General features: G+C 37.2%; 15 protein-coding genes. 7 read left to right on the top strand and 8 right to left on the bottom strand.

The features are described 5' to 3' along the window. Window positions 1–23: 23 nt before the first annotated feature. Both GVN22_RS10150 and lipB read right to left on the bottom strand, forming a co-directional pair. Window positions 24–431: a hypothetical protein gene (locus GVN22_RS10150; RefSeq protein WP_166550918.1), complete on the bottom strand. Its 408-nt coding sequence runs from the start codon at window positions 429–431 to the stop codon at window positions 24–26. 51 nt (window positions 432–482) lie between these two features. Then, on the bottom strand, window positions 483–1,196 hold the full coding sequence (gene lipB, locus GVN22_RS10155; protein WP_166550919.1) for a lipoyl(octanoyl) transferase LipB: 714 nt from the start codon (window positions 1,194–1,196) through the stop codon (window positions 483–485). A gap of 23 nt (window positions 1,197–1,219) precedes the next feature. Between lipB and GVN22_RS10160 the strand changes: the two genes are divergently transcribed. Then, a complete protein-coding gene (locus tag GVN22_RS10160; protein WP_205690846.1) occupies window positions 1,220–1,642 on the top strand; it encodes a YraN family protein in 423 nt (140 codons plus the stop codon). A 65-nt stretch (window positions 1,643–1,707) separates the two neighbouring features. Here the strand turns inward: GVN22_RS10160 and GVN22_RS10165 are convergent, their stop codons facing one another. Both GVN22_RS10165 and GVN22_RS10170 read right to left on the bottom strand, forming a co-directional pair. Further along, window positions 1,708–2,439 (bottom strand): class I SAM-dependent methyltransferase, encoded by a 732-nt coding sequence (locus GVN22_RS10165; protein WP_166550920.1) that lies wholly within the window; start codon window positions 2,437–2,439, stop codon window positions 1,708–1,710. 120 nt (window positions 2,440–2,559) lie between these two features. Beyond that, window positions 2,560–3,501 carry a GDP-L-fucose synthase gene (locus tag GVN22_RS10170; protein ID WP_166550921.1) on the bottom strand — a complete coding sequence of 314 codons (942 nt, stop codon included), beginning with the start codon at window positions 3,499–3,501 and terminating at the stop codon, window positions 2,560–2,562. Between the two features lie 238 nt (window positions 3,502–3,739). Here GVN22_RS10170 and GVN22_RS10175 point away from each other — a divergent pair, with 238 nt between their 5' ends. Beyond that, a complete protein-coding gene (locus tag GVN22_RS10175; protein WP_166550922.1) occupies window positions 3,740–4,762 on the top strand; it encodes a toxin-antitoxin system YwqK family antitoxin in 1,023 nt (340 codons plus the stop codon). On the opposite strand, the gene GVN22_RS10180 is transcribed toward GVN22_RS10175, so the two are convergent. Then, window positions 4,759–4,938, bottom strand: a complete 180-nt coding sequence (locus GVN22_RS10180; RefSeq protein WP_166550923.1) for a hypothetical protein — start codon at window positions 4,936–4,938, stop codon at window positions 4,759–4,761. The two genes, GVN22_RS10175 and GVN22_RS10180, sit on opposite strands and share 4 nt — an antisense overlap. Before the next feature lie 183 nt (window positions 4,939–5,121). Between GVN22_RS10180 and GVN22_RS10185 the strand changes: the two genes are divergently transcribed. Both GVN22_RS10185 and GVN22_RS10190 read left to right on the top strand, forming a co-directional pair. After that, window positions 5,122–6,594 (top strand): aldehyde dehydrogenase (NADP(+)), encoded by a 1,473-nt coding sequence (locus tag GVN22_RS10185; RefSeq protein ID WP_166550924.1) that lies wholly within the window; start codon window positions 5,122–5,124, stop codon window positions 6,592–6,594. 197 nt (window positions 6,595–6,791) lie between these two features. Continuing rightward, a complete protein-coding gene (locus GVN22_RS10190) occupies window positions 6,792–7,664 on the top strand; it encodes a DUF1080 domain-containing protein (protein WP_166550925.1) in 873 nt (290 codons plus the stop codon). Between the two features lie 101 nt (window positions 7,665–7,765). On the opposite strand, the gene GVN22_RS10195 is transcribed toward GVN22_RS10190, so the two are convergent. From GVN22_RS10195 to GVN22_RS10205, 3 genes are all read right to left on the bottom strand, one after another. Continuing rightward, on the bottom strand, window positions 7,766–8,311 hold the full coding sequence (locus GVN22_RS10195; protein WP_166550926.1) for a CopD family protein: 546 nt from the start codon (window positions 8,309–8,311) through the stop codon (window positions 7,766–7,768). Between the two features lie 6 nt (window positions 8,312–8,317). Next, window positions 8,318–9,049, bottom strand: coding sequence for a polyprenol monophosphomannose synthase (locus GVN22_RS10200; RefSeq protein ID WP_166550927.1), 732 nt, complete (start codon window positions 9,047–9,049; stop codon window positions 8,318–8,320). Window positions 9,050–9,266: 217 nt separating this feature from the next. Further along, on the bottom strand, window positions 9,267–9,644 hold the full coding sequence (locus GVN22_RS10205) for a DUF4296 domain-containing protein (RefSeq protein WP_166550928.1): 378 nt from the start codon (window positions 9,642–9,644) through the stop codon (window positions 9,267–9,269). A 170-nt stretch (window positions 9,645–9,814) separates the two neighbouring features. Between GVN22_RS10205 and GVN22_RS10210 the strand changes: the two genes are divergently transcribed. The 3 genes from GVN22_RS10210 to GVN22_RS10220 are packed head-to-tail and all read left to right on the top strand — an operon-like array spanning window position 9,815 to window position 12,670. Beyond that, complete coding sequence (locus GVN22_RS10210) at window positions 9,815–10,684, top strand: DUF58 domain-containing protein (protein WP_166550929.1); 870 nt, start codon at window positions 9,815–9,817, stop codon at window positions 10,682–10,684. Between the two features lie 15 nt (window positions 10,685–10,699). Beyond that, window positions 10,700–11,629: a hypothetical protein gene (locus GVN22_RS10215; RefSeq protein WP_166550930.1), complete on the top strand. Its 930-nt coding sequence runs from the start codon at window positions 10,700–10,702 to the stop codon at window positions 11,627–11,629. Window positions 11,630–11,677: 48 nt separating this feature from the next. Continuing rightward, on the top strand, window positions 11,678–12,670 hold the full coding sequence (locus GVN22_RS10220) for a VWA domain-containing protein (protein WP_166550931.1): 993 nt from the start codon (window positions 11,678–11,680) through the stop codon (window positions 12,668–12,670). Window positions 12,671–12,679 lie beyond the last annotated feature (9 nt).

Below are 12,679 nucleotides of genomic sequence, written 5' to 3' on the forward strand. Positions count from 1 at the left end.
TAGATTACTATCAGCCAAAATGATTATTCATGAAGTACCCCTTCAAGCTCCAATTGAGCTATTGGAATTAGGTTTTCTTCTCGAATACTTTCTGGAACAAAGATAAACTTTTTATCAAAAATCTGATTTCCAATATAATAACTTACCCAATATTCATTATTAATATGAAAAACATCAGGGGAGATAGGCTCTATTCTGACAATTTCTTCAGCAGGAATTTCTTTAAAAAAATGACGTAAAGAAGCCGTTTTGATTTTGTTTCCTTCCAAATCAATGCCATAACCACTTGATGTTACAAATACGGTATCAATAGGGTTTTTCAAGCGATTAATTAAATATACATCCCAAAGGATATTTCCAAGTTCATCCTGACGACGTGCAACCGCTACTTTTACGCCATCAACGGTAGGATGGATTATATCTTTTTTCATAAATGCTTTGTTGTGTGGTTAGCTGTTTTAAACAGCTTTTTAAACCTAATTTTACGCTACTTCAAATTCAAATATATCTTTCAAATGCCCTAGCATACGGCTTTCTACTTCAGCCATTTCTATCTCGCGACCAACTTCCAACGAAATTGAAGTCACAGCTTTATCGTCGATTCCACAGGGTACAATATGAGAAAAATAACTCAAGTCAGTATTTACATTCAAAGCAAAACCGTGCATAGTGACCCAACGACTAGCTTTTACACCCATTGCACAGATTTTACGAGGATTTTTTTGTTCAACAAAATCAATCCATACACCTGTGAGCCCATCGATACGACCTGCTTCGATACCGTAATCTGCACAAGTACGAATCACGGCTTCTTCCATAAAACGCATATATCGATGAATATCGGTAAAGAAATTTTCTAAATCAAAAATCGGATAACCTACTAACTGACCGTAACCATGATAGGTAATGTCGCCCCCTCGGTTGATTTTAAAATACTGGGCATGATACTTCTCCAAACCTTCGTCGTCCAACAATAAATGCTCTGGTTTACCACTTTTTCCTAGCGTATATACATGCGGATGCTGACAAAACAAAAGATAGTTAGGCGTTGCCCTTGGGGTTTCCTCAGGACTAATTTTACGGTTTTGTAGTTTAATCTCTACTATTTCAGCATGGAGTTTTTCTTGATAATCCCAAGCTTCTTGGTAATCTATTACTCCTAAACTCTGAAACTTTACCTTTTTATGCTGTTCCATTTTTCACAACACTGTTCTTTCTAGTGCCAAAGAAATTTAAAGTAAAAAATATTTATTTTCTTATCAAACAACAAACCCTAGTAGATAATTCAATGGCCGAACACCTAGACACTGGTCGCGAAGCAGAAGACTTGGCAGCGTCCTATTTAATCGACAAAGGCTACGAAATTGTAGCCCGAAATTACCGTTATGGTCATGCCGAAGTGGATTTAATTATCCGAAAAGGCATTTTTTTAGTCTTTGTTGAGGTAAAATCCCGCAAGAATATCAAATTTGGAATGCCCGAAGCCGCAGTTAGCAAACTCAAAGTTTCCTTGGTAAAACGTGCCGCTGATTTTTATGTTTACAAAACCAATTGGCACAAACAAATACGATTTGATGTCATTTCGATTGTTTTTCGCTCAGATGGTTTCGAAATCAAGCACTTTGAAGATGCCTTTTATTAGATGTTAGCAAAAGGGGCAAAGCCTATTCACAAAGCTTTGCTTTGTCCCTTTTGGTTAAGTTTACGCTATTTTTCTAAAATAAAAATCATTCGTGGCGATGTTTCAATATCAAAAGCATTGAGATGATAATCCCCAAAAATTTGCTTGAGTTTTAAACCCGCCGCCGAGAAATAATGTTGGAAATCAGTCAATGAAATAGCCTGTACTTTTTCATGAAAGTGATACTCATGACCCTCATCCATAAAATCTATATCTTTGATGATAAAGCCATCTTGTAAGGTTTTAGTAATCTCAAAACGAATACCGTCAATTTCTTTTACCTGAAAAGGTAATAATTGTTTTTTCACGTATTCTGTATTGAAAAAATCCATCACAAAAATACCTCCTTTACGCAGGTTGCGAGCTGCCGCCTGAAATGCCTTGATATTTTCGTCGTGATTTTCGAGATACCCAAAACTTGTAAATAGGTTTAGGATAAAATCGAAATATCTTTCTTCAAAAACTTCACGCATATCGTGCACAAAAAAATGAAGATGTGCATTTTCGTAAATTTTAGCAAAAGCAATACTCTGTGGCGATAAGTCAACGCCTGTTACCTCAAACCCTTTTTGATTGAGATAAATAGCGTGACGCCCCTTACCACAGGCCAAATCCATAATATGATGTTCTGGCTGAATTTGTAAATACGATGATAGTTGGTCCATAAAAAGCTGAGCTTCCTTGTCATCACGTTCTTTGTAAAGAATGTGATAATAAGGCGAGTCAAACCACGAGCTAAACCATTCTTTCGTCATCATTGTAAATGTTTGTTACTGGTGAATAGTGATATGTTATCAGGAAGGTTTGTAAGCTTTTGATGATAACTCTATTACTATTTTACTTCAGGTTATTGGTTGTGATTAACCTTAAGCTATTTTTTACAATCTTAAAGCGTCATGATTGGTCAAGAAATCTTGATAAGCCAAACCAATTCCCTCTTCTAATTCAATTTTATGTTTCCAACCATAACTGTGCAATTTGGACACATCCATCAACTTACGTGGTGTACCATCTGGTTTAGAGGTATCCCAAACTAGTTCACCTTCAAAACCTACAACATTCTTTACGGTATTCGCCAATTCTTTAATGGTTACGTCGGTACCTGTTCCTATATTTACCAACTCACGCTCGTTGTAATTTTCCATCAAATATAAGCATGCTTCTGCCAAATCGTCAGCGTGTAAGAACTCACGCATAGGAGAGCCTGTACCCCAAAGTGTTACGTTGGGAGCACCGTTGATTTTTGCCTCATGAAATTTACGAATCATTGCTGGCAATACGTGAGAATTTTGTAAGTCATAATTATCATTAGGACCATACAAATTGGTAGGCATTGCCGATATAAAATTACAGCCATACTGGTTGCGATATTCTTCACACATTTTGATACCAGCAATTTTGGCAATAGCATAAGGCTCATTAGTATATTCCAAATAGCCACTTAACAAGTATTCTTCTTTTAAAGGCTGTGGCGCTAATTTTGGATAAATACAAGAAGAACCCAAAAACATCAATTTCGTCACCTTATTCACATAAGCACTATGAATGACATTGTTCTGTATCGAAAGGTTTTCGTACAAGAAATCGGCACGATAAGTGTTATTAGCTACAATACCACCCACTTTGGCAGCAGCAAGGAATACATAGTCAGGTTTTTCGGCAGCAAAGAAATCGGCTACTGCCTGTTGGTTGCGTAAGTCTAATTCCTTAGATGTACGAAGCAGAAAATTGGTATATCCTGCTTTTTGTAATGCTCGTAAAATGGCAGAACCCACCATTCCACGATGTCCTGCTACATAGATTTTTGCGTCTTTTTCCACGGGTTAATTGATTATTGATGTTCTGGAAAACAGAATCATTTCCAGCGATTTATATCTTAAATAACATTTTTTTGCCAAACAAAAGTTTACAAATATCACCTAAATTCAAGAGTTTTGCCAGAAGGCTTTTTGTTGAAATTTGGATAACAAGATTTCTCTTCCTTCTTTTGTTTAAAAATAAATAAGCAAATTTTTCGTTTGCAAAAGTAATAGATTAGCCTTTGACTACGTGCTACCCATGAGAAGTTTATCCTTTCCCACTACTTTTATCTCTTTGATTTCCATCTTACTACTTCATAGTACTGTAACTTGTATTGCCCAACAAAAAGACGAATTTAAGTCGAGTAGTAAGCCCAAAACCGATACTACCGCTCGCAAAAAAGGGATTTTGGGAGGACTTATCCAGACTGATGTGCTCGATAATATCAAAAATGCAAAGAAGACTATTTCGGACGTAAAAGACGATATAAAAAATAATAAAGAAAAAGCCGAAGAGTTTTCAGCTGACTTAAGCGGTGACCTTGGTTTGAAAGTAAAAAAAGATACCAAGAAAGGTAAAAAAGTAAAAAAAGCACCTAAAGACGAATATTCGGGAATCAAGTTTGAACGCCGTATCGGTGAATATGGTACGGGAAACCGCTTCACTGTGGAAGAAATCAATGTTCTGAGAAACCCTGACGAGGCTACTCCAAGTACTTATGCCAAAGAAATTTGGTGGTATGATCCCAAACTACGTCGTATTACCAATACTCCTCGTAAAGACTTAGATTATGGTGAAGTCTGTCATGGTCCTTACAAGAAATACGTCAACGATGAATTGGTTGAAGAAGGCTTTTTTTATGTTGGCGTAAAAGATGGTCGTTGGGAAACTTACAATCAAGAGTATATTCTTTTGACAAAAGATAAATACAAAAATGGCTTTCCAGCAGAGTCTCATTTTTCGTATTATGACAAAGAACAAAAGAAATTAAAAGAAGTAATCCCTGTAAAATTTGGGAAAGTAACGGGTGAATATCGTTCATTTTATGATGGAGGACAGCTCAAAGAAGAAGGGAAATTTGAAGACAGTATCAAGGTGGGTCGTTGGAGAGAATATCATCAATTTGGTGCTATGGGTCGTCTGAAAAAAGAAACGATGTATCCCAAAGATAAATTCGAAAAAGGCGAAGCGGTTGTTCTTCAAGAGAGAGATAATACAGGAAAATTGATTTATGAAGCACCCAAACAACAAAAGCGTAAGGCAGAGGATGACGACAATTAAGTGAGTAATAATTTTACCTGCATTAAGCTATAGACTTTATGCCATAAGCTAAAAGTTAAAAAGTATTTTTCAGAATAAGTAAAGCTTTTGCTTAATGCCTGTAGCTTACTGCCTAAAGCATTAAAAATATTTTTTAAGCCTGAGGGGTATCCCTTAGGCTTTTTGTATTTTATCATGATTGTATGCAGTTGAAATATGAGAGTAATCTCCATTTATAAAAGATAATCTTCAGTCAAGAACACTAAATTACAGATAGGCTGTTAAATTGCTCATGAAATGATTTTAGAGCACCAAAATGTGGGAAATAGCTTTTTTCTATGTCTTAGTCCTCTCTTTAGTTCTTTACAAAAAACAAACTCATGGAAAATCTTCAGCAACATATTGATTCAGTCATGCAAAAAGCCTCTCAGGCTTTTAAGATATATCGTAAAGTTTCAGGAAAAGATAAAGCTATTTTTCTCAGAACAATTGCACAAAATATCTTGGATTTAGGTGGTAGTTTAATTCAAACAGCACATCAAGAAACTAATATTCCAGAGGCTCGACTCATAGGCGAGCGCACACGTACCTGCTTTCAGCTTGAAACCAATGCCCGTTTGCTAGAGGAAGGCTCGTGGGTTGAGGCTCGTATTGATACCGCATTGCCTGAACGAGCGCCGATGCCTCGCCCAGATATTCGCAAAATGTTGATTCCGATTGGTCCAGTCGTGGTTTTTGGTGCTAGTAATTTTCCTTTTGCTTATTCTACTGCTGGAGGCGATACCGCCTCGGCTTTGGCTGCTGGTTGTCCCGTTGTGGTAAAAGGTCACCCTGCTCATGCCAAAACCTCCGAAATGGTAGCGGAAGCTGTTTTAAAAGCTGTATCAACTTGTGGTTTACCAGATGGTACATTTGCACACGTGGCTGGACACAGCTTTGAAGTTGGTCGAGCATTGGTATTGCATCCTATAACCAAAGCCGTTGGTTTTACGGGGTCACTCAATGGAGGAAAAGCACTTTTTGATTTGGCCAATCAGCGTCCTGAGCCAATTCCTGTATTTTCAGAAATGGGAAGTATCAATCCTGTAGTGTTAATGCCAGAAAAACTCAAAGCTGAAGCATCGCAAGTGGCTCTTACTTATGCCAATTCAATTACTTTGGGTATGGGGCAGTTTTGCACTAATCCTGGGCTAATTCTGGCAATAGATCATCCAGATTTAGATACTTTCATCGAAACGCTCAGTAAAGCCGTTGAACAGGTAGCACCAGCAGCTATGCTCAATGCAGGCATTTATCAAAATTTTGAAGGAAAAAGAACGGTAGCGCTGTCACAAGAAGGTGTCAAAACAGAGGTAGAATCATTAGTCGAAAAAACTGGTATTATTCAGGCTATTCCAACCATAGCCTCGGTATCGAGTAGTATATTTTTAGAAAATCCTACTTTACACCAAGAAGTATTTGGTCCTTATTCCTTGATTGTGAAATGTACGGATCTAGACAACTTATTGCAGGTTATCCAACATTTAGAAGGTCAACTAACCTCTACCTTGATGGCTACAGAAAAGGAGCTACAAGACAATCCTGAAATTGTTGAAACACTGAGAAATATCTGTGGTCGACTGATTTTCAATGGTGTGCCTACTGGTGTGGAAGTATGTTATGCCATGCAACACGGTGGGCCATTTCCAGCAACTACTGATGCTCGTTTTGGTGCAGTAGGACCTGACGCCATCAAACGTTGGGTACGCCCAGCCAGTTTTCAAAATTTTCCAGAAAAACTATTACCAGCCGAACTACAAAGTCAAAATCCGCTGAATATCTGGAGGATTGTCAACGATGAATGGACCAGATAGATATTAGTGCTGAATTATATTTAAGTTTTGTGTTTTAGGGACAAGGCAACAGGCACAAGGCAAAGAGTGTTGAAATGTTTTTTAGTAACGATAGATATGTTTTTGCCGAATCCCCAAAGCTGAAAGCCAAAGGCTCAAAATTAAATTTTATTTTACCTACTGAATTTACTGAAATTAATTACCAACTATCAATAACAATGAAAAAACGTCTGATTACCTCTCTGCTTTTAGGGCTTTCGTGTATGACTTTTGGACAAAAAAAGAGCGATACAAAAGAATGGGAGCAACTATTTAATGGAAAAAACTTAGATGGCTGGGACATCAAAATCCGCCATTATGATTTGAACGACAACTTTGCCAACACGTTTCGTGTAAAAGACGGGAAATTGGTTGTGTCGTATGATGGTTACGATAAGTTTGATGAAAAATTTGGTCATATTTTCTACAAAAAGAAATTCTCCAACTACATCATCGCTACTGAATATCGTTTTGTAGGCGAGCAAGCGCCTGAAGGACCAGGATGGGCATATCGTAACAGCGGTATCATGCTTCACTGTCAGCCAGCAGCATCAATGGGGAAAGACCAAGATTTTCCAATTTCGATTGAAGTACAGCTTTTAGGTGGCTCAGGCAAGGGCGAACGTACTACTTGTAATCTTTGTACCCCAGGAACAAATGTAGAAATGAATGGCAAGTTATTTACACCACACTGTATCAACTCCAAATCAAAAACATACGACGGTGACCAATGGGTAAGAGCCGAAGTAATGGTCTTGGGTGATTCATTGGTAAGACATTATGTAAATGGAGAAATGGTTTTGGAATATCAAAAACCTCAAGTAGGAGGGGGCAATGTTGATGCTTATAATCCTGCCTTCAAACCTGATGGAAAGCTATTGAATGAGGGATATATTTCACTCCAAAGCGAAAGTCATCCTGTTGAATTCCGCAAAGTTGAAGTGTTACAATTAGAAGGTTGTACAGATCCTAAAGCTTTGAACTATAAGTCTTATTTTATCAAATCTTTACCTAATACCTGCAAATACGCTAAGAAAAAGGGTAAAAAGTAAGTATTAGGAAAGTGGCAAAGGCATAAAGTAACAAAGGCACAAAGTGTAGTGTTTATTTTCACTTTGTGCCTTTGTGCCTTAATAGCTTTGTCACTCTCAAGCTATTTTCTCTTCTCTCTGAGTGATTTGGCAATTTTTACGGCTGTCATAATCAGTACCGCAAAGACTAATAACCCTACTACACCCCAAATCCAGTCGATGGTATTTTTTAGGATTACTAGAAAAACAATTGCAAAAAGGAATATCGTTGCTACTTCGTTATAAAGTCTTAATTGAAAGCTTGTAAATCGAAATTTACCTTCTCTAAGCTCAAAAATGATTTTTCGGCAAAGAAAATGGTAAATTAAAAGTCCTACCACAAAGCTTAATTTAAGATGTAACCAGCCATGTTGTGCGAAACTATCCCACCAAGACCAATATACCAACGTCGCTCCCGAAATCAGGGTCAACCACATAGCGGGAACCATGATGGCATTGAACAAAACCTTTTCCATCTTCTTGAACTGCTCTTGGATAATATCTCGTTCGAGTTCAGGCTTGGTATTGGCTTCGGTATGATAAACAAATAAGCGTGGCAAATAGAATAATCCAGCGAACCAGCTCACCACAAAAATAATATGTATGGCCTTGATATGGTTATAATCCATTTCTGACTAGCGTTTGTATGATTTGAATAAACTCAACCATTTCATCTGAAGAACTCCAAATACAGCTTCTTTAAAGATATTTGCTGACATTTTAGATTCTCCTTTGGTACGGTCGGTAAAGATTATTGGAACTTCTTCGATTTTGAATCCGTACTTCCAAGTCGTAAATTTCATTTCTACCTGAAAGGCGTATCCTACAAATCGAATTTTATCTAGATCAATCGTTTTTAAAACGGTATCACGGTAGCACTTAAAACCTGCTGTGACATCCATAATAGTCATTTGAGTGATAAATCGCACATAATATCCAGCAAAATAAGACATCAAAACACGTCCCATTGGCCAGTTTACAACATTAACACCCTTGATATAACGTGAACCTATGGCCAAATCCGCGCCTCCTACGGCACAAGCGTTGTAAAGACGAACTAAGTCATCAGGATTGTGAGAAAAGTCGGCGTCCATTTCAAAGATATACTCAAAACCACGAGCCAACGCATATTTGAACCCATGGATATAGGCGGTTCCTAGTCCTAACTTTCCTTTTCGTTCTTGCAAATGAAGTCTCTCACCATATTGCACTTGCAATTCTTTTACCTTGAGTGCAGTCCCATCTGGAGAGCCATCATCCACAATTAACAAGTCAAAACTTGGTTCTAGACTCATTACTTTATGAATAATAGCTTCAATATTTTCAATTTCGTTGTACGTTGGGATAATGACGATACGATTGTTCATTGATAAAACGATTTTAATAGCTCTTTCTCAAAAAACTATAGAGCTCTTTGGTTTTGTATTAGTAGAATGATAGAATAATGATTCAAAACTTGAATAACTTCCTAAAATAAGCCCAAATCCACTGAATTTTGTCAGATAATAGAAAAACTTATTTTAAGTGCATTCTTGCAGGTGTTTGAAAGTATTGGCCTCTGATACAATTTTATCATGCCATTTTTTAGATTGGCTTTTTGGTAGAATCAGGTTTTGACGTACGTTGCTTTTTTAGATAACGTTCATTTTTGGCTTCGAGATCTTTCACAACTTTTTCGTACATAGCTTTAAATTGCTCTGGTCGAGCCACATAATATTTAAAGCTTGCATGATAAATAGCCGTGTCGATACTGTATTTCTTAAAAATTTCTTTTTCTAGCCCTTTATAGACTACCAATGCCGAATCTGCGCTGCCCATGTGTAAATTATTCACTTGGTTTTCAGCGATATGCACCTCTTCCAGAAGGGTAATCATTTTGTCCTCTGGAATCAAATTTTCGGGTTTGTCAGATGTGCTACATGCCGACAAAAGCCCTATTAGTAGAAGAATTCTTGCTCTCACATTTCAAAATTACAGGGATTTTAGGTAGTTTTAAAGCAATTCTTGGATAATTAGGAATTATTAACACTTTTATCTACAAGTACTTGGTTCACTTTATAAAAGTGTGAACTCCTTTCAGCGTTTCGAGTTATTTCTCTTAATTAGAAATAATTCCATCTACTCAGAAGGCTATGAACCCACAGGCTTTTTTAGCGAAATTACATAAATTTGAAATTCGTATTCGCAAAGCGGTTACTTCCCAAATGCGAGGTAACTTCAACTCTGTATTTAAAGGTTCTGGGCTAGAATTCAGCGACTTACGTTTATATCAATATGGCGATGACGTCCGCCTAATCGACTGGAATACCACTGCTAAAGGTCATGGTACTTTTGTCAAAATCTTTAAGGAAGAAAAAGAACAAACCGTATTTTTTATGGTCGATGTGAGTGCTTCGCAAGATGTAGGACGCTCTGATCGCTCAAAATTAGATACTGCTAAAGAAATTTGTGGCGTTCTAACTCTATCTGCCATCAAAGAAGCCAGTCACGTAGGGTTGCTTTGTTTTTCGGACCAAAAAGAAAAATACATCAAACCCGCCAACACCCTCAAACATGGCTATAGAACGATTTTGGAGCTTTTCAAACTCAAACCTGAATCAGCAGGAACCAACCTCAAAAAGATGATTTTGTTTGGTTTGGAGGTTATCAAACGACGTAGCCTTATTTTTATCGTTTCTGATTTTATTGATACTGGCTACGAAGACAACCTAAAAGCACTAGCTAGAAAACATGATTTGGTGGTGATTCACCTATACGACCAGCGTGAAACCAACTTACCTCGTTTGGGCATTATTCCTGTATTTGATACCGAAAGTAAAAAAACCATTTGGGTCAATGCATCATCTAGTTGGTTTAGAAATCGTATGAAAAATCTTTTTGAAGATAACTCCAAAACACTCGAACAACTTTGTAAGCAAAATAAAGCCAATTATTTATCCATCGATGCCTCCGAAGATTACGTTAATAAGCTCATTAAATTATTTAAAGTTCGCAAAAAATAAGTAGGCAAAATTTTTATGAAGCTATTATCCTCTCACAATATCTATCGTTATATCAAGGTCTTTGGTCTGGTATGGGCTTTATTATTGGCTCATACATCAGCTTGGGCACAGGTAAAGGGTAAGTTTATGGAAGATAGTATTGGTATTGGCATTCCTGTTAAATATATTCTAAGTTTTAAGCATCCAGAAAAATTTGATGTTTTTTTCCCAGATTCTACCTATAATTTTGCGCCATTCGAACTAGTTAAAAGGGAATATACTCCCACTTCAACACAAAAAGGTATTAGTCTTGATAGTGTTATTTATACCTTGATTTCATTTGAAGTAAAACCGATTCAAAAACTTCAGTTGCCTGTTTATATCCGTACCAAAAGTGACTGTACGAAGGTGATGCCACTCGAAGACTCGATTTACTTTCAGTCGATGATTCCTGCCAAAGCTCAAATAGACACTTTGCAGCTCAAAATGGATACCCAGCCTATTCACTTGTCGCAACAAGCCAATTATCCTTTGACGATTATGGTTTTTATGGGCTTAGGAGCATTTGGTATGATTATTTTTTGGTTATTCGGAAAGCCCATTAAACGACAAATCAAACTTTTCCAATTTCGTAGAAGATTTGACGAGTATCAGCGTGTATTTCAGCGCCTTAGCAAAGACACAAATGAGCTAAATAGAAGATTAGAAAATGTAGAAAAAGCACTTGTGCTTTGGAAAAAATATATTGAACGTCTTGAGGAGAAACCCTTTACCACATTTACCACCAAAGAAATTCTCGACAATATCAAAGATGCTCGTTTGCCAGAAGCTCTTCGAGAAATCGACGCAACTATTTATGGAGGTAACTTTTCCAAAAAAACGGTTTCATCTTTAGCAATTTTACAAGAACTAGCCGAAGGTCTTTACCGCGAACATCGCCAAGACCTTATCGACAGTCCAGTTTAATGTTGTTTTGTATCAATTCAACATTCATTTCTCAGCAATTAATAGCACATGGAGGCTTGGTATTCAAAATATTGGTTTAGTATTCAAACTCTTTCATCATTTGAATGGGCACAACCGTTTTATCTGTATTGTATCCCTGCCATACCTTTTCTATTTATAATACGTAACTGGATCGTTGGCAACAACGTACAAAAACTCAACGTTGCATTTCCTGCGCAGCAATTTCGCTCCAGCTGGATAAGTGCTCTTCGATTTGTTCCTGGACTATTGCTTGTTTTGAGTATTATGCTAATTTTAGTAGCCTTAGCTCGTCCTCAAAGAGCTATTTCTACACAGGAAGAAGTTTCAGAAGGTATTGACATTATGTTGGCATTAGATATTTCGGCATCAATGGAAGCTACCGATATTCCTCCAAGTAGATTAGGCGTTGCTAGAAAGGTAGCCAAAAAGTTTATCGAAGGACGTTTTCAGGATAGAATTGGCATGGTCATTTTTGCGGGAGAACCATTTTCTCTTTGTCCACTCACCAATGATTATGATATGCTCAAAGATTATATCGATGAGATACATCCTTCGTTGATAGCAACCTCGGGTACTGCGCTGGGCAATGCATTGGGTATGTGTATCAACCGAATGCGAGAAATTACCTCTAAATCAAAAGTGATTATTTTGCTTTCGGATGGAGACAACACTGCGGGAAATCTCGACCCTGCACTTTCGGCACAAATGGCTCGTGCTTTCGGGATGAAATTATACACGATTGCAGTTGGTTCGAATAAACTCAATACCGAAAAAGTTGATGAAAGTGCTCTTCGAAATATTGCTACTATTGGTAACGGTAAATTTTTCCGAGCAACGGATGCACGTTCTTTGGAGAATATTTTTAAAGAAATTAACCGTTTAGAAAAAGTAGAAATCAAGCAAAATCGTTATAAGAATCTACGTGATTTCTACCATAATTATCTTCGTTGGGCAATTATGCTATTATTGCTCTCTTTTGCTTGCAAAAACACATTTATGGGTAATATTTTGGAAGATTAATGCCATACT

Source organism: Cellulophaga sp. BC115SP, from assembly GCF_009905545.1.
Lineage (GTDB): Bacteria > Bacteroidota > Bacteroidia > Cytophagales > Spirosomataceae > Flectobacillus > Flectobacillus rivi.

Coding starts and splice junctions, on each gene's coding strand:
- GVN22_RS10150 (WP_166550918.1), bottom strand. CDS start 431: ATGAAAAAAGATATAATCCATCCTACCGTTGATGGCGTAAAAGTAGCG.
- GVN22_RS10210 (WP_166550929.1), top strand. CDS start 9,815: ATGAACCCACAGGCTTTTTTAGCGAAATTACATAAATTTGAAATTCGT.
- GVN22_RS10215 (WP_166550930.1), top strand. CDS start 10,700: ATGAAGCTATTATCCTCTCACAATATCTATCGTTATATCAAGGTCTTT.
- GVN22_RS10190 (WP_166550925.1), top strand. CDS start 6,792: ATGAAAAAACGTCTGATTACCTCTCTGCTTTTAGGGCTTTCGTGTATG.
- GVN22_RS10200 (WP_166550927.1), bottom strand. CDS start 9,049: ATGAACAATCGTATCGTCATTATCCCAACGTACAACGAAATTGAAAAT.
- GVN22_RS10180 (WP_166550923.1), bottom strand. CDS start 4,938: ATGATAAAATACAAAAAGCCTAAGGGATACCCCTCAGGCTTAAAAAAT.
- GVN22_RS10175 (WP_166550922.1), top strand. CDS start 3,740: ATGAGAAGTTTATCCTTTCCCACTACTTTTATCTCTTTGATTTCCATC.
- lipB (WP_166550919.1), bottom strand. CDS start 1,196: ATGGAACAGCATAAAAAGGTAAAGTTTCAGAGTTTAGGAGTAATAGAT.
- GVN22_RS10185 (WP_166550924.1), top strand. CDS start 5,122: ATGGAAAATCTTCAGCAACATATTGATTCAGTCATGCAAAAAGCCTCT.
- GVN22_RS10195 (WP_166550926.1), bottom strand. CDS start 8,311: ATGGATTATAACCATATCAAGGCCATACATATTATTTTTGTGGTGAGC.
- GVN22_RS10220 (WP_166550931.1), top strand. CDS start 11,678: ATGGAGGCTTGGTATTCAAAATATTGGTTTAGTATTCAAACTCTTTCA.
- GVN22_RS10165 (WP_166550920.1), bottom strand. CDS start 2,439: ATGATGACGAAAGAATGGTTTAGCTCGTGGTTTGACTCGCCTTATTAT.